The sequence below is a fragment of the Phocaeicola plebeius DSM 17135 genome (assembly GCF_000187895.1).
GTDB lineage: Bacteria > Bacteroidota > Bacteroidia > Bacteroidales > Bacteroidaceae > Phocaeicola > Phocaeicola plebeius.
In genome coordinates this window covers 262,353-280,430 of sequence record NZ_DS990122.1, presented here as the reverse complement: position 1 = coordinate 280,430, position 18,078 = coordinate 262,353, and the positions used below count along the sequence as shown (strand labels likewise).

General features: G+C 43.8%; 7 protein-coding genes. 4 read left to right on the top strand and 3 right to left on the bottom strand.

Annotated features, from left to right (window positions below):
- Positions 1-58: 58 nt before the first annotated feature.
- Together BACPLE_RS05225 and BACPLE_RS05220 are read right to left on the bottom strand one after the other, a co-directional pair.
- Complete coding sequence (locus BACPLE_RS05225) at positions 59-2,155, bottom strand: RagB/SusD family nutrient uptake outer membrane protein (protein ID WP_007559551.1); 2,097 nt, start codon at positions 2,153-2,155, stop codon at positions 59-61.
- A gap of 18 nt (positions 2,156-2,173) precedes the next feature.
- Positions 2,174-5,305, bottom strand: a complete 3,132-nt coding sequence (locus tag BACPLE_RS05220; protein ID WP_007559549.1) for a SusC/RagA family TonB-linked outer membrane protein — start codon at positions 5,303-5,305, stop codon at positions 2,174-2,176.
- Positions 5,306-5,931: 626 nt separating this feature from the next.
- Here BACPLE_RS05220 and BACPLE_RS05215 point away from each other — a divergent pair.
- A complete protein-coding gene (locus tag BACPLE_RS05215; RefSeq protein WP_007559547.1) occupies positions 5,932-8,925 on the top strand; it encodes a glycoside hydrolase family 2 protein in 2,994 nt (997 codons plus the stop codon).
- Positions 8,926-8,998: 73 nt separating this feature from the next.
- Here the strand turns inward: BACPLE_RS05215 and BACPLE_RS05210 are convergent, their stop codons facing one another.
- Positions 8,999-11,437, bottom strand: coding sequence for a glycoside hydrolase family 2 TIM barrel-domain containing protein (locus tag BACPLE_RS05210; protein ID WP_007559545.1), 2,439 nt, complete (start codon positions 11,435-11,437; stop codon positions 8,999-9,001).
- Between the two features lie 140 nt (positions 11,438-11,577).
- Here BACPLE_RS05210 and leuS point away from each other — a divergent pair, with 140 nt between their 5' ends.
- From leuS to BACPLE_RS05195, 3 genes are all read left to right on the top strand, one after another.
- Positions 11,578-14,412, top strand: coding sequence for a leucine--tRNA ligase (leuS, locus tag BACPLE_RS05205; protein ID WP_007559542.1), 2,835 nt, complete (start codon positions 11,578-11,580; stop codon positions 14,410-14,412).
- Between the two features lie 70 nt (positions 14,413-14,482).
- Positions 14,483-15,379 (top strand): YitT family protein, encoded by an 897-nt coding sequence (locus BACPLE_RS05200; RefSeq protein WP_007559540.1) that lies wholly within the window; start codon positions 14,483-14,485, stop codon positions 15,377-15,379.
- Between the two features lie 117 nt (positions 15,380-15,496).
- Positions 15,497-18,070, top strand: coding sequence for a beta-mannosidase (locus BACPLE_RS05195; protein WP_007559538.1), 2,574 nt, complete (start codon positions 15,497-15,499; stop codon positions 18,068-18,070).
- The last annotated feature ends 8 nt before the right edge of the window (positions 18,071-18,078 follow it).

Sequence of the window (18,078 nt, the reverse complement as noted above, 5' to 3'; positions counted from 1 at the left end):
GACGCTTCTCTTTTTTGAAAAGCGTCTCTTAAAATTGTATGGAAAAATAAGGTTTTGGTTAATAGCCAGGATTCTGCATTGCTTGTTTTTCCTCATTGGTCAAAGCTGCTCCACTCTCATTTGTGATACCATCAAGGAATGATTGTGGAATTGGGCGATAGTAATGTTTGTCTGGGTTAAACTCACCGATACCACGGCTTACACCGTCGTTAAATGCATGCCAGCGTGCATCAAGAGTTTTTGTACGTGCCAGGTCTTCCCATCTATATCCTTCACCACAAAGTTCACGTGTACGTTCGTTCAACAAGAAGCACATCATTTTTTCTGCATTGCTAGTGCAATTCAGTGCCTGATAGATAGGTGCATCTGTTTGAGAATTATATACATCGTCTACGCTGTTCAGGTGCATGCCTGAAAGAGATGACTGTGCATTGTAAACACTTTCCTGTCCTTCCAGGTTATTAGATTCATAATAAGTGTTCTGTTCAGAATAGATGGCTCCGTCAGCAGAGTAACCTCCTCCTTTTCCGGAGCAGTATGTGTTGTTTTTGTAAGATTGACCACCATCCACGTTTACACTTCTGTCTTCACCTTCTTTATAGGCAGCACGGTCACGCAATTTGTTAATCCAGGTGATAGCGTCTGCATAATGGCTTTCTCCTTTACGGATATAAGCTTCTGCTACCATTAGCACATCATCAGCTGAACGTGCGATAATGGCATCACGAGTTCCAAACTGAGAAGCAATAGAGTTACGCGAACCGTCACGGAACTTAGACAATGCAACAGAGCGTTTGTGAGGAATAATGTTATAATAGTTTCCTGTGTGTGTAGAGAGGTTCCAGTTCAGCTGATTTTCACCTTTGAAATAACGTACAAATGTGTGTGGTGCACAAATCTCTCCATTTTTCTTTACTTTGATATCAGCTGCCCCTGTTGAGTAGTTTTCAAAACGGTCGTCTCCCGGTTCGTTAACGATATATTTGATACCTACTTCTCCAGCGATAAAACGCTTATCTCCCACATTAACACCTGCGGGTGCGCCGTTATTTATATCTTCTTCAGTCCATGTAGGTGCTCCGGCTGTGTCGTTTGCTCCATAGCAAGTAATAAATGATTTCCAGAATCTGGAGTCATTAACTCGGTCGAATACCTGCATGGTATATTCAGTTGCACTTACATAAGAGAATTCACGGCCACCAGAGATGTCACGTTTAGTTCCCTGTATATCCTGGTATACAGATGGGTAATACAGATGCATCTGATTACCGTAACGTCCCCATGTAGATTCATCGTTTGAGAACTGTGCTGCCAATACGACTTCACTGACTTTTTCATTTGCTCCATTAGGTTCCTGGTAGTCCCAAAGTTCTACGTAGTTAGTACATATCGGGTGTTTGCTTACCACTTCCGAACCGTACTGAATTACGGCGTCCAAGTCTTCAGCAACATAGCTTGAGTTCCATCCACTGTATAACTCAGAAGCACGGAACAGATGTGCTTTAGCTAAAAAATGGGCAGCGGCATATTTTGTAATACGGCCTGTCTGCTCTGGGCTTTCTGGCAACAAGTTATAAGCTTCTTGGAAGTCGCTGATAATCTGTTTGTAAACATCTTCTTCAGATGCGCGTGTGAAATAGGTCTCTACACTGGTTGAAGGGGTTAGCTTAAGGGGCACACCGCCAAATTGTTTAACCAGTTCAAAATAGGCAAACGCTCTTAAAAAATAGCCTTCTCCCAAACGGGTTTTATAGGTAGCACTATTTTTATCGTAATATTGAGGCATATTGGCAATGATGATATTTGCCGGTTCTACCAAGCCATAGAAATTATCCCAGACCGGTTGGTTAGCGCCTGTTTCTGCAGAGTTCAAGTCTTGGCTGTAGTGATTCCATGCAGGCATAGTATTGTTTGCATCGGTAAATTCATCTACTCCCATGTTGTAGCATTCGATTGCCCAAATGTAGTTATATTTAAATTTCAATTTCTGATATGCACCGGTAACCAGTTCATCGAGACCTTCTTGGGTTTCAAACCGGTCAGTACTATATTGGGTAATTAGTTCTTCATCCAGGAAAGAATCTTTACATGAAGACAGACTGCTTCCCATAGAACTGATCATTAATGCAGTATATAATATTTTATTTAGTTTCATAGTTCCTTAATTTTATGATTAGAATCCAATATTAACACCGATAACAAAGCTCTTCAGAGTTGTTGCAGAACCAAATGTTTTAGTGTTATTATCATAGTTAAGCAAATCAGTATCCAACCAGTCACAAGCTTTATAAATAGTGAATGGGTTCATGGCCTGTACGTATACTTTAAGATTGTTCAATCCTACATTTTTCAGTTGCTTAGAAGTAAAGTTATATCCCAAAGAAATATTACGTACTTTGATGTATGAACCATCCTGATAGTTCATAGAAGAGCTGTATGTATCTGCAGCCTCTCCATTTGAACCCGGAGAGTAATATTGTGCATTTTCGTTGGTGCCAGCTACCCAATAGTCCAATTTACGCATCATGTAACGGCCGTCAAGAGTGGCAGCTCCTTGTGGAACGGTAAAGCCCCAACGTGAAAGGATAAAGAATGAAAGTTCAAAATTCTTGTAGCTGAATGTATTATTCCATCCGGCAGTCCAGTCAGGACGTACTTTACCGACAATCTGACGGTCGTTTGTGGCATCAATAGAACCATCCTGATTTAAATCTTTTACTTTAATCTGACCAGGTTTACGACCATATTTTGCAGCTTCTTCAGCTTCAGATGTTTTCCAGATTCCATCATATACATAATCATAGTATACACCGATTTCTTCACCTACAAACCATCTGTTGTTTACATCTTCAGTTCTTCCATTAGATAACTGTTCAATCTTGTTACGGTCCATAGACCATGTCAATGTAGTATTCCAAGAGAAATCTTTTGTTTGAACAGGAATGGCATTTACCTGTAAGTCAATACCCCATCCGGATGTCTTTCCTACGTTGGCATATGTAGAAGTGTAACCTGTTAATGAAGGAATTGTCATACCGAGCAACAAGTCATTGGTCTTAGTCTTATAGGCATCAATACTACCACTTAAGCGGTTATTAAAGAATCCATAATCGATACCTACGTTGTACTGAGTTGTTTTTTCCCATCCTAAATCCTGATTAGCCATCTTAGCCGGATCTTTTGCAGAAGGATCTGAAGGAACATATCCTAATGAAGAATCTGTTTGTCCCCAGTTGTAGTATAATCCGGTAATAGCTCCTTTAGTGGCATAAGCTGCAATAGCGGCATTACCTGTGATACCAAATCCAAGACGTAATTTCAATTGGCTTAACCAGTTAACGTCTTTCAGGAAGTTTTCCTGATCCAGGCGCCATGCCAACGCCATAGAAGGGAAGCTTGCCCATTTATGTCCTGGAGCTAACTGTGAAGCACCATCCCAACGCATAGATGCAGTCAGTAAGTATTTATCCATGAATCCGTAGTTTGCACGAATCATGTAAGAAGTCATCTGGGTTTCTGTCAGTCCAGTGCCGAATGAACTTAATGTACCAGCTGTAGACATATTATACCATAATTCTTCTGATGAAGCAACATTAGTAGCACGCATATCACCCATTTCATAGTGATAAGCAGAAGCTGATTGCATCAAAGTCAATCCTAAATTATGTTTTTCAGCAAATGTCTTGTTGTAATAAATCAAGTTATCCAGTGTCCATGAACGTTTCTGTTCATTTTTGTATTGAGCTCCATTGTTTCCATCTCCGTTGATACCTTCTGCAGCATTGGCTATTCCCAGAGTATAATACTGGAATTCAGGACCAAACTGAATTCTATAAGAAAGTCCTTCCAGTGGTTCCCAGATTTTTCCGAAGTCTACTTGTGCATACATGCTGGCATTAGCTCGGAATGTACGGCGCTGGTTGGTATTGTAATCCAGTTCACGAATAGGGTTGATGATGTTTACATCACCATTCGGGTTACGAATGTATTCTCCGTTTTCATCATAAGGTACAGTCCATGGCAGCATGCTTCTCAATGCTCCATAAAGGTCTCCAGAACCTGTAACAGATTTTGTGAAGCTGTAACCATAATCCTGATCTGAATAAGATGCGTTGATTGAAGAACCCATCTTAAAGAAACTCAGAGGAGAAGCGTCGAAAGAAGTTTTTAATGTATAGCGTTCATAGGATTGTCCGGGCTGTGTACCTTTCTGATTTAAATATCCGAATGAAGCATAACCCTGGAATTTGTCTGTACCGCCAGAAGCGCTTAATGTATGTTCATGAGTGATACCCGTTTGTTTGCCATTGGAAGCCCAATCATAGGAACCTACTTTTGAAGGGTCATAAGTTCCTCCTTCCCATGCTTTTTCAATGTTTGCCCAAGAAGCGGCTACACTGCCAAACGCAGCTTTATCAGCTTCGTAATCAGGAGTTGCAGATGCATAAGATCCCATGTTATATTTGGCAAGACGAGCGTAATCCAACCATTCTGAAGCAGACATCATTTCTGTTACATCATGCAGGGTCTCAAAGGTTACGGTTCCTGAATAATTCAATGAAATCTTTCCTTCTTTTCCTTTCTTAGTAGTAACCAAGATTACACCATTGGCACCGCGCGAACCATAAATAGCAGTAGCAGAAGCATCTTTCAATACGTCGATAGATTCAATATCACTCGGGTTGATATTTTCGATACCGCCGTTTTGGATAATCATACCATCTACTACATACAGCGGGCCTTGATCGGCAGTGATAGAACGTACACCACGGATATTAATGCTTCCTACTTCACCCGGACGCTGGCTGGAAGTAATGTCCACACCGGCGGTTTTACCTTGCATACCTTCCAGTGCATTTTTAACAGGCATCGCTTTCAATTCTTTTTCTCCGACACGTGCCATTGCACCAGTAACATCCGATTTTTTCTGTACACCGTAACCTACTACGACAACTTCATCGAGCACTTCGGTGTCTTCTGCCATTGTGACATTAAATGTTGTTTTTCCTTGTACCGGAATCACTTGAGTCTTGTAGCCAACAAAGCTGATTTCAAGTGAAGCGTCATTAGGTACATTAGATAAGGTAAACTTACCGTCAAAGTCAGTAATTGTACCGTTAGTAGTTCCTTTTACTACTACACTTGCACCAATTACAGATTCCCCACTTTTATCGAGTACCGTACCCGACACCGTCTTACCTTGTGCATACGCTCCAATAGCGATAACAGAGAACAAGGCTAAGAAGAACAGGCGTTGCAAGTTAGAAGCGCAACGCATCAGACTAGAATAAGTTCTGTCTTTCATACCTCTAATTTGGTTAAGTTAAACAAAAGTTAGTTTCATTATATCTTTGTATTTTGCATTTTTGAATGCGATGTAAAAGTACAATTGTATGAGAGGGTAAACAATGTAAAATTGTGTAGAAACATGGAAAAATCAGCACGAGATTATTGGATACAGGTGGATAGGTATATTTTGCATTAAAAAGCTTTCTTCACCTCTTCCGAAGAAGTGATGTACTTATTTCTTTTTGAAATGTTAATAATAGAATTGATTTTAAGTTTTTAATTTAACATCTTAACGTACGTTTTAATATAGTTGGGAAAACTCAATAGCAAAGAGCCGAATTTGTGCTTGTAAATTTTATGTGTTGCTTATCGGAAATATATGTTTTTCAGTCCTAAAACGTAGGTTTGCAGATTGAGAAACTTATGGATTCAGATAAGAATACATAGAACTGGTAAAAGGATTTTCTGTTTAATCCTTTGGGATTTTTATTCAGATAAAATTCTGTTAGTTTGAATCTTGTCCCGCATGAAATGTAAAGAATTTCTGATAACCATCATTTATTCCATCTTAACTATCTATTTTTCCTATACCTTGTAGAAACAAAAAACATACCTTTGCTAAGTAGTTAAAAAGGCAATACTATGAGGTACATTCTAATAAGTTTATTCATTTTTATGGCTTTAGGGCATATTCATGCCGCAGAGCGGGAGAAGTATAATTTCAACAGCGACTGGAAATTAAAGGTGGGTGATATAGTTCAGGCAGAGGAGATGGACTATTCGGATGCAGAATGGAAGTCGGTTACACTTCCTCATGCATTCAATGAGGATGAAGCTTTCAAACTGAATATCAAGGATCTTACCGATACAATTGTATGGTATCGAAAACATTTTCGTTTACCTGCTGATGCGAAAGGACGAAAGGTGTTCATTGAATTTGAAGGAGCACGACAAGGAATTGATCTGTATGTGAACGGTCACCTGGTCGGCCAGCATGAAAATGGAGTGATGGCTTTTGGTTTTGACCTTACTGCATTTGTAAAGCCCGGTAAGGAAAATGTCATTGCTGCACGTATTGATAACAATTGGGACTATGCAGAGAAGGCTACTGGCGTAAAGTATCAGTGGAGTAACCGTAATTTTAATGCAAATTATGGAGGCTTACCCAAGAATGTGTGGTTGTATGTGACGGATAAATTATACCAGACCTTACCTTTATATAGTAATCTGCAAACTACGGGTGTCTATATTTATGCGGAAGATATTCAGGTACGTGCTCGTAAAGCTCGGATTCATGCCGAATCGGAAGTGAAAAATGAAACAAAGAAAAGCCAGACGGTTGGTTATCTGGTGGAACTTTTTGACCGTGACGGGAAGCTTGTAAAGTCGTTCTGTGGCGAGGAGAAGAAAATTAATCCAGGAGAAAAAATAGTGCTTTCAGCTGAAAGTGAAGTAGAAGGTTTACATTTCTGGAGCTGGGGGTATGGCTATCTGTATACGGTAAAGACTGCTTTGTGCATAGAGGGAAAGAAAACGGATGAAGTAATTACGCGTACAGGTTTTCGCAAGACACGATTTGCTGATGGAAAAGTATGGTTGAACGACCGGGTGATTCAGTTGAAGGGATTTGCTCAGCGAACAAGTAATGAATGGCCTGCTGTAGGAATGTCGGTACCGGCCTGGTTGAGTGATTATAGCAATGGCCTCATGGTGAAAGCCAATGCTAATCTGGTGCGTTGGATGCATGTAACTCCCTGGAAGCAAGATGTAGAGTCATGCGACCGTGTCGGTTTGATTCAGGCCATGCCGGCAGGAGATGCAGAAAAAGACTGCAAAGGACGTCAGTGGGAACAGCGTAAACTGGTAATGAGGGATGCAATTATCTATAACCGCAACAATCCGAGTATCCTTTTTTATGAATGTGGCAATGAATCAATCAGCCGTGAACACATGCTGGAGATGAAGAAGATACGTGATGAGTTTGATTATCATGGTGGGCGTGCAATCGGTTCTCGTGAGATGCTGGATATTCGTGATGCCGAGTATGGGGGAGAGATGTTGTATATTAACAAAAGTGCGCATCATCCTATGTGGGCCATGGAGTATTGCCGTGATGAAGGCTTGCGCAAGTATTGGGATAATTACTCCTATCCATATCATAAGGATGGAGAAGGAAACAGTGCTTATCATTCTGCGGCTACCGGAAAAACGAAAAAACAGGCAGATGCCAGTGTATACAATCGCAATCAGGACTCTTTCACCATTGAGAATGTGATTCGTTGGTTTGATTACTGGCGTGAACGTCCGGGTACGGGCAAAAGGGTAAGCTCAGGCGGCGCTAAGATTATTTTTTCAGATACAAATACTCATTTTCGTGGGGTAGAGAATTACCGGCGTAGTGGAGATACAGACCCGATGCGTATTCCGAAAGATTCTTATTTCGCTCATCAAGTGATGTGGGACGGATGGGTAGATACGGAAAATCCTCGTTTGCATATCGTAGGACACTGGAATTATGAACCGGGAGTGGTCAAGCCTGTGTATGTGGTTTCTAATACGGATAGTGTGGCGTTATTTTTAAACGGAAAACCAATGGGACAGGCTCAGCGTGACTATCATTTCTTGTTTACTTTTGATAAAATCGCCTTCACTCCTGGAGTATTGGAAGCTGTGGGGTACAATGACGGAAAAGAAGCTGCGCGTATGCAGTTAAGAACCGCAGGTAAACCAGCTAAATTGAATTTAGCTGCCATTCAGCATCCGAAAGGATGGAAAGCCGATGGAGCCGATTTGGTGTTGTTGCAAGTGGAGGTTGTCGATGCGGAAGGGAATCGTTGTCCGCTGGCGAACGATTTGATTCATTTTACGGTAGAAGGTCCGGCAGAATGGCGAGGAGGTATAGCACAAGGCCCGGATAATTATATCTTGTCGGAAAAACTTCCCGTGGAATGTGGGGTGAACCGTGCGTTATTACGCTCGTCTGTTACAGCAGGGAAGGTGGTTGTACGAGCTGAAGCAGAAGGATTGGCTTCCGCTTCATTGGAACTGGTTTCTTCTCCTGTAGAAGTACAAAACGGATTGAGTACATACATTCCTGGAGATGATTTGGAAGGAAGTTTAGATCGTGGAGAAACCCCTTTGTCTCCTTCTTATATAGATCGTGCGGTGGATGTGGCTGTGCTCTCTGCAGAGGCTGGAATAAATACGGAAGAAGCTTGTAAGAGTTGTGATGACAATGAATTGAGTGAATGGAAAAATGATGGAAAAGCTTCCACTGCATGGATTAAGTATCATCTTGAAAGGGTAGCGCGTGTGGATAAGGTATGTATGAAACTTACAGGATGGCGTATGCGCAGTTATCCTTTGGAAATTTATGCGGGCGATGAACTGATTTGGAGCGGAGAAACTGAAAAAAGTCTGGGTTACGTTCATCTGAAAGTGAAACCGGTTCCTGCTTCTGAAATAACTATCCGGTTGAAGGGTTCAAGTAAAGAGGATGATGCCTTTGGACAGATTGTGGAAGTGGCTGCTCCAGTAGCCAATGAATTGGATTTGTTTAAGGCGAAAGATGGAGATAAAACCAATCATGAACTTCGTATTGTAGAAGTTGAATTTAAGGAAAGCCTGAACAGATAGCAGGCTGGGTGAAAATATAAACGGGGAAAAGCAGACATAACGTGGTTGCTTTTCCCCGCTGTTGTTTTGAGGGTTATTTTACTTCGATTTGTATCTTTCCTGATTTCAGCCCTTTTGCGGTGACTTGTAACTCAAGGGTACCTGCTTCTTTTCCTGATTGCACAATTGCAGTCAGCATGCCGTTGAAGGCGTGCATCTGAGGCAGGTGGAACAAATCCAGACAAGTTGGATCTCCATTGGCTGAGGCTTTGTAGCTTCCAGCTCCTTTTACTTTAAATTTCACCAAGCGCATATCTGTGGGGCAGAGATTTCCGTCTTTGTCCACAACACGTACGGTTACGTAAGCCAAATCTTTTCCATCGGCTGTGAGCGACTGGCGTGAAGAAACCAATTCAATATGGTGAGGTTTGCCTGCCGTGCGGATTATCTTTTCTGCTTTAGCCGTACCGTGTTCATCGTATGCCACGACTTTTACTTCTCCCGGTTCGTAAATGGCGTTGTGCCACATCAGGCGGTAACGGTTCTCTACGCTTTGGTTGTTCTTCGTCTGTTTCCCATAACTTTTTCCGTTGATGAAAAGTTCGGCTGTCGGATAGTTGGTATAGACGAATACAGGTACTTCTTTTCCTTCTCTGCCCTCCCAGTTCCAATGAGGAAGAATATGAAGTGTTTCAGCTTGCTTGTTCCATATGCTGCGGTATAAATAGTACCGGTCTTTGGGTAAGGAAGCCAGGTCGATAATACCGAACATAGAGCTGTGGTTGGGCCATGCATCCGTATCGTATGGACTGGGTTCACCCAGATAATCAAAACCTGTCCAGACAAACTGCCCCAAAGTCCATTGGTGGTCATCAGCCAGAGCAAAGTCTATATCGGGAATGTTAGACCAGGAGCAGTATTCCAAGTCGTAAGAAGAAGACTGATGGTCTTCGTATTTTGCATCGGCTTTACGCTCTGCCGGGAATTTGTATACACCGCGTGAACTGACGGTAGAAGAGGTTTCTGAGCCTAATACAAGATTTTGAGGCAGGCGTTGGTAAGCTTCTTCATAGCGGTGTGCGCGATAATTGAATCCCGGAATGTCGAGCATGGCCGCAAATCCGTTGTCGAGTACACAACTAACCTGGTCCATGCCGCAGGTAACCGGACGGGTAGGGTCTTCCCGATGGCAAATGTCTTGCAGGAACTTGGCTACTTTGTATCCTTCACTGCTGCATTGGGTGGGTACTTCATTACCGATACTCCACATCACCACACAGGGATTATTCCGGTATTGCCGTAGCATGTTTACCATGTCTTTTTCGGCCCATTCGTTGAAATAGCGGTGGTATCCGTTTTCACACTTGGCAATGTCCCATTCATCGAAAGGCTCAATCATCATCATGAATCCCATTTCATCGCAGAGTCTGACAAGCTCGGGTGCCGGCATGTTGTGTGCGGTACGAATGGCATCGCAGCCCATGTCTTTTAATAATGTAAGCTGGTGGCGTAGAGCCGATACGTTGATGGCAGCTCCTAAAGGACCTAAGTCGTGGTGGTTGCATACCCCCTGGAATTTACGGTGCTGGCCGTTCAGGAAAAAGCCCTTGTCGGCTACAAATTCGATGGAACGGATACCAAAGCGGGTGGTATAAGTATCTGTAAGTTTTCCGTTGGCATAGATTTTAGATACGGCCTGATATAAGAACGGTGTTTCAGGTGACCACAATTGCGGGTTTTCCACAATGAAATTTTGTGTAAACGGTTGCCCGTGATTGATGCGTCCGCTGTTCTTCTTGAAAGAAACTTTTTTCCCGTTCGGGTCCAGTATTTCTGTTTCTATGGTAATTTCTTCTTTTCCCACATTCTGTAAAGAGGTACGAAGGCAAACAGAAGCATAGTCATTAGCTACGTGTGGGGTGGTAACCTGTGTTCCCCATACAGGTACATGTATTTTTTCTGCAGTAATCAGATGGACATTCCGGTAAAGTCCGGCTCCCGGATACCAGCGGGAAGATTGAGGACGGTTTTCCAGACGTACAGCCAATACATTGTCTTTTCCTTCTTTGTGCAGAAGCTCAGTAATGTCACAATGGAAGGAATTGTAACCGAAAGGCCAGAAGCAGGCTTCTTTTCCATTGACATACACGCGGGCTTCACTCATGGCTCCATCAAAAACCAGTGTTGTCTTTTTGTCAGGGTCTGCATCGAAACGGGTGCGATACCATCCTACTCCCACATAAGGAAGTCCTCCGGTACGTCCGGTCTTGACAGATGCCTGTTTCTCCAAGTTCTGAGTAATGGCTACATTTTGTAAATCATTATTACGGTCAAACGGTCCATAAATGGCCCAGTCGTGTGGAATACAGACAGATTCCCATTGAGAATCATTAAATGAAACAGTTTCAGCTCCATTGGTTTCTCCTTTGTGGAATTTCCAGCCGGTTTCCAAGAGTTGTTCATGTCGCTGTGCGTTGAGACTGCATACACTACAGAGGATAGTAGCGAGCAGAAAGAATTTACGGATGTGCATAGATTTCTAAGATTAGGTTTTCATTTATCAAGCAAAGATAAACTTTTCGTTCGAAACTATCCTTATTTATTCCTGAACTCTTACTATATTTGCGGAGAAATTGGAGAAATACGTAATAATCAATCATATAATATTTCGCTATGGAATATAATTTCAGAGAAATTGAGAAGAAGTGGCAGCAGAGATGGGTGGAACGTAAGACCTATAAAGTTGTCGAAGATGAATCCAAGAAAAAGTTCTACGTGTTGAACATGTTCCCTTATCCGTCGGGAGCGGGACTTCACGTAGGTCATCCGCTGGGATACATTGCCAGCGATATTTATGCACGTTACAAACGATTGCAAGGATTCAATGTGTTGAATCCGATGGGATATGATGCATACGGTTTGCCTGCTGAACAGTATGCCATTCAAACGGGCCAGCATCCGGCCGTTACTACCGCAGCTAACATTGCACGCTATCGCGAGCAGTTGGACAAGATTGGTTTTTCGTTCGACTGGGATCGTGAGGTACGTACGTGCGAACCTGGATATTATCACTGGACACAGTGGGCTTTCCAGAAAATGTTCAACAGCTTCTATTGTAATTCATGTCAGAAAGCACAGCCTATCAGCAAACTGATTGCTCATTTTGAGGCTGAAGGAACAAAGGGGCTGGATGTAGCATGCAGCGAAGAACTGAATTTTACTGCAGAAGAATGGAAAGCTAAGACAGAAAAGGAACAGCAGGAAATTCTGATGAACTACCGTATCGCTTACTTAGGAGAGACCATGGTAAACTGGTGTCCGGCATTGGGTACGGTATTGGCCAACGATGAAGTAGTAGACGGGGTATCTGAACGTGGTGGACATCCGGTGGTGCAGAAAAAGATGCGCCAGTGGTGTTTGCGTGTGTCTGCTTATGCACAGCGTTTACTTGACGGACTGGAAACGGTAGACTGGACAGATTCTTTGAAAGAAACTCAGCGTAACTGGATTGGTCGTTCAGAAGGTACTGAAGTACGTTTCAAGGTAAAAAACAGCGATTTGGAATTTACTATCTTTACTACGCGTGCCGATACGATGTTCGGTGTGACTTTCATGGTACTTGCACCTGAAAGTGAACTGGTGCCGATGCTGACGACTGAAGCACAGCGTGCAGAAGTTGAGGCTTATCTGGACCGTACAAAGAAGCGTACAGAACGTGAACGTATTGCTGACCGTCGTGTAACGGGTGTGTTCAGTGGTTCGTATGCTGTAAATCCGTTTACAGGAGAATCTGTTCCAGTATGGATTAGTGATTATGTATTGGCTGGTTATGGAACAGGAGCCATCATGGCGGTACCTGCGCACGATAGTCGTGACTATGCATTTGCCAAACATTTCAACTTGCCGATTGTACCGTTGGTAGAAGGTTGTGACGTAAGCGAAGAAAGCTTCGATGCGAAGGAAGGAATCGTTTGCAACTCTCCGAAAGCCGGGGTAACTCCTTATTGCGAGTTGACGCTGAATGGCCTGACAATTAAAGAAGCCATTGCAGCTACCAAGAAATATGTGAAAGAGCATAATCTGGGCCGTGTGAAAGTCAACTTCCGTTTGCGTGATGCGATTTTCTCTCGCCAGCGTTATTGGGGTGAACCGTTCCCGGTATATTACAAGGACGGCATGCCGTATATGATTGACGAAAGCAAGCTTCCGCTGGAGCTTCCTGAGGTTGCTAAGTTCTTGCCTACAGAAAGTGGAGAACCTCCTTTGGGACATGCAACCCGTTGGGCATGGGATGTAGCCAAAGGTGAAGTCGTAGAAAATACGAAGATTGATAACGTGAATGTATTCCCTCTGGAATTGAATACCATGCCAGGATTTGCCGGTTCCAGTGCATATTATTTGCGTTACATGGATCCGCATAACAATGAAGCGCTGGTTTCTGAGAAGGCAGATCATTACTGGCAGAATGTAGACCTTTATGTAGGAGGTACGGAACATGCTACTGGTCACTTGATTTATTCTCGTTTCTGGAATAAGTTCTTGTTCGACTTGGGTATCAGCATTAAGGAAGAACCATTCCAGAAACTGGTGAATCAGGGAATGATTCAGGGACGAAGCAACTTTGTATATCGTATCAAGGATACCAATACTTTTGTGTCATTGGGATTGAAAGACCAGTATGAAGTAACTCCGTTGCACGTAGATGTAAACATTGTATCGAATGATGTACTGGATGTGGAAGCCTTCAAGAACTGGCGCCCGGAATATCATAATGCAGAGTTTATTTTGGAAGATGGCAAGTATATCTGTGGTTGGGCAGTTGAAAAGATGAGTAAGTCCATGTATAACGTGGTGAACCCGGATATGATTGTAGAACGTTATGGAGCAGATACATTGCGTATGTATGAAATGTTCCTTGGCCCGGTAGAACAGTCTAAGCCATGGGATACCAATGGTATTGACGGAGTACACCGCTTCCTGAAGAAGCTTTGGAATTTGTTCTATGACCGTCAGGGTACTTTCTTGCCTGCTGAAGGAGAAGCTACCAAAGAAGAACTGAAAGCCATTCATAAATTGATTAAGAAGGTGACAGGAGATATTGAAACCTTCTCTTACAACACCTCTATCAGCGCCTTTATGATTTGTGTCAATGAATTGACTTCATTGAAATGTCGCAACAAGGCTGTGATGAGCAATCTGGTAGTGCTTTTGGCTCCGTTTGCTCCGCATTTGGCAGAAGAATTGTGGGAAGCTTTGGGCAATACTTCTTCTGTATGCGATGCACATTGGCCGGAATTCAATGAGGAATATTTGAAAGAAGACAGCGTAAAATATACTATTTCTTTCAATGGTAAGGCTCGCTTTACAATGGAGTTCCCTGCCGATGCAGACAATAATACCATCCAGGCTGCTGTACTGGCTGAAGAACAGTCACAGAAGTGGATTGAGGGCAAGACTCCGAAGAAGGTGATTATTGTACCGAAGAAAATTGTAAATATTGTACTTTAACCTTTTAAATGCTCGTCCGGAATGAACAGGAGGTATCTTCTGTTCATTCCGGACTGTTTTTTTATTGTCTATGGAAGCTTTATTAAAGAAAAAGTTGGGCCGGGAGTCCAGAGACTATCTGGCCATAACCTTCGGGCTGATTTGTTATTCCATTGGCTGGGCTGCATTTATGCTTCCCTATCAGATTACTACCGGAGGAGTAACGGGTATTGCGGCAATTATTTATTATGCCACAGGCATAGAGATTCAGGTCTCCTATTTTGTGATTAATGCAATATTCTTGGGTTTTGCCTTGAAAATATTAGGGCCTAAATTTAGTATTAAGACCATCTTTGCCATCTTTATGCTGACTTTCCTGCTCTGGTTCTTTCAGATGATTTTGAAGGATGAGAATGGCAATCTTCCTCAGTTGTTAGGCCCTGGTCAGGATTTTATGGCTTGTGTGATAGGTGCTGGTCTGCTGGGTTTTGGAATTGGTATCGTGTTCTGTAATAATGGAAGTACGGGTGGAACGGATATCATTGCCTGGATTATCAATAAGTATAAGGATGTTACGTTGGGGCGGATGATGATGTATTGCGATATCGTCATCATTTCATCCTGTTATTTTATTTTTCACGACTGGCGCAGGGTATTGTTCGGTTTTTGTGTCTTATTTGTGATGAGTATCGTCATTGACTATGTGATTAACAGTACACGGCAGTCTGTGCAGTTTCTGATATTCTCACGCAAATATGAGGAGATAGCCGAAGGGATTGCGACAAAGATTGATCGTGGAGTGACTTTGCTTGATGGAAAGGGATGGTATAGTAAACAGGAAATAAAGGTAGTAGTGGTTTTGGCTAAAAAAAGGGAATCACTCGATATCTTCCGTTTAGTAAAGGACATTGATCCGAATGCCTTCATTTCACAAAGTAATGTAGTTGGAGTATATGGCGAAGGCTTTGATAAGCTTAAAGTAAAATAAACTTTTCCCTTAAAAAACTAAAATAAAATAAGTTTTTTCGATTAATTTGGCTTATCGGAAAAACTTATTTTATTTTGTACCTGATATTGCGATACTTGAATCTATAACGTGAAAAATATGTCAAAAGTCACTCTGATGATGTTACTGGCCTTTTTACTGACTTATGGAAATCATGCGTCGGGCAGTAGTTTATCTCAAATCCATCAGCTGCATACTGGATGGGAATTTTCAATGTACGGTAGTAATGAATGGTTGTCTGCACAGGTGCCGGGCACGGTGCATCAGGACCTGATAGCTCATGATAAATTGCCTGATCCTTTTTATGGCATGAATGAGCAGAAAATACAATGGGTAGAAAAGGAAGACTGGTTGTATCGCACTTCATTTGTACTGACAGAAGAGCAACTACATCATGAAGGGGTGTATCTGGTTTTTGAAGGGCTTGATACCTATGCAGATGTTTTCTTAAATGGTTCTTTGTTGCTGAAAGCAGATAATATGTTTGTGGGATATCGGGTACCTGTCAAGTCTGTTTTAAGAAAAGGAGAAAACAGACTTGTAGTACGTTTTCGTTCGCCTATTCGTGAACTGATGCCTCAATGGGAGAGCAACGGTTTTGATTATCCTGCAGATAATGACCATTATCCTCAAAAATTAAGTGTGTTTAGTCGGAAAGCTCCTTATTCCTACGGATGGGACTGGGGCATCCGTATGGTGACTTGTGGTATTTGGCGGCCAGTGTATTTGCAGTTTGCGGACCGGGCGGTAGTGGAAGATTATTTCGTGCACCAGCAGTCAGTCAGTGCTGAACAGGCAGAGGTAGACAATCGTCTAGAAATAAATAATATTGGTAATCATACACAGCAGGCTGTGGTACGTGTGACGTACAGTTATGCGGGTGAGTCAGATAAAAGCATAGAGAAGGTAGTGGAATTGCAGCCGGGGCTTAATCATATTTCTCTTCCTGTAACAGTGGAGCAGCCACATTTGTGGATGCCTAACGGTTGGGGAGAGCCTGCGTTGTATATGTTTGAGGCTTCAGTGTCGGTCGATGGGCAAGTGGTGTCACAGAAGAGTCACCAGATTGGTCTGCGCTCGATACGTGTAGTCCAGGAGGAGGATAAGGACGGTCAGAGTTTCTACTTCGAAGTGAATGGGGTGCCGATGTTTGCCAAAGGTACAAACCTGATTCCGTCGGATGCCCTGCTGCCGCGTGTCACACGCCAGCGCTACAGCCGTCTGCTGGAGGATGTGCAGTCATCCAATATGAATATGATTCGTGTGTGGGGCGGCGGTATCTATGAAGACGATGCGTTCTTTGAGGAAGCCGACAGGCGCGGCATTCTGGTATGGCAGGACTTTATGTTTGCTTGTACCACCTATCCGCATGATCCGGCTTTCCTGCGCAATGTAGCCCGCGAGGTAGAATACAACATTAAGCGTTTGCGCAATCATGCGTCGCTGGCCATGTGGTGCGGTAATAACGAGATATACGAGGGTATACGCTACTGGGGATGGAAGGAGAAATATTCGCCCGAGGTCTATCAGCAGATGCAGGAGGGATACGACGTGCTGTTCCGTCAGCTTTTGCCGCAGAAGGTGAAAGAATTTGATCCGGGGCGCTTCTACCTGGAAGGCTCGCCGCTGGAGGCCAACTGGGGCAGACCGGAGAGCTGGAAGGTGGGCGACAGCCATAACTGGGGCACGTGGTACGGGCAGAAGCCTTTCGAGAGTTTAGATAAGGAGATACCGCGTTTCATGAGCGAGTACGGCTTTCAGGCCTTTCCGGAGATGAAGACCATCCGCACCTTTGCTTCGCCCGAGGATTATGAGCTGGAGTCGCCCGTAATGAATGCGCATCAGAAGAGCACGATAGGGAATGCCTTGATTAAGAAAACCATGAGCCTGTATTATCCGGTGCCGGAGAAGTTTGAAGACTTAGTCTACGTAGGGCTGGTGCTGCAGGGCCACGGCATGCGCCGGGGCATGGTGGCACACCGCCGTAACCGTCCGTACTGCATGGGCAGTCTGCCCTGGCAGCTGAACGACAGCTGGCCCGTGGTGTCGTGGTCGGCCATCGATTATTACGGCAACTGGAAGGCCATGCAGTATCACACGCGCCGTGCCTTTGCGCCCGTGCTGGTGGATGCCATCCGCGAGGGCGACAAGTTGCGTTTCTATGTGCTGTCCGACCGCCTGCAGACGGAGAAGGTGACGCTGCACCTGGCGCTGACGGACTTTCAGGGAAAGGTGATCCGCCGCCATCGGGTGGAAGGGATGCTGCCGGTTAATGCTTCGGAGGTGTTCTTTGAGGAAGACTGGCAGAAGGCTTTCAAGGGCTGTGACACTACGGCTTCGTTCATCCGCATGACGCTCAGGGGCGCGGACGGACGGGAGGTGCTCTCGGACGAGGTGTTCTATCCGGTGTATCCCAAGGAGCAGCGTCTGCCCAGGGCTGAAATAGCCTGCCGCAAGGTGAAGAAGGGTGGGGTGATGGAACTGACCCTGAAGTCGCGTGTGCTGGCGCGCGACGTGTTCGTGGAGGTGCCCTTGCAGGGGGCGCGTTTCTCCGACAATTTCTTCGACCTGCTGCCGGGCGAGACGAAGCGCATCACGGTGTCTTCGGCCGACGGTACGCCGCTGGAGGACGTTTCCGTGGTGATTCACCAGCTGGCCGATGTGATGGAATAAAATCTGAT

Bases quoted from the DNA above. Each gene is read 5' to 3' on its own strand.
- BACPLE_RS05200 (WP_007559540.1), top strand. From the start codon at position 14,483: ATGGAAGCTTTATTAAAGAAAAAGTTGGGCCGGGAGTCCAGAGACTAT.
- BACPLE_RS05195 (WP_007559538.1), top strand. From the start codon at position 15,497: ATGTCAAAAGTCACTCTGATGATGTTACTGGCCTTTTTACTGACTTAT.
- BACPLE_RS05220 (WP_007559549.1), bottom strand. From the start codon at position 5,305: ATGAAAGACAGAACTTATTCTAGTCTGATGCGTTGCGCTTCTAACTTG.
- leuS (WP_007559542.1), top strand. From the start codon at position 11,578: ATGGAATATAATTTCAGAGAAATTGAGAAGAAGTGGCAGCAGAGATGG.
- BACPLE_RS05215 (WP_007559547.1), top strand. From the start codon at position 5,932: ATGAGGTACATTCTAATAAGTTTATTCATTTTTATGGCTTTAGGGCAT.
- BACPLE_RS05210 (WP_007559545.1), bottom strand. From the start codon at position 11,437: ATGCACATCCGTAAATTCTTTCTGCTCGCTACTATCCTCTGTAGTGTA.
- BACPLE_RS05225 (WP_007559551.1), bottom strand. From the start codon at position 2,155: ATGAAACTAAATAAAATATTATATACTGCATTAATGATCAGTTCTATG.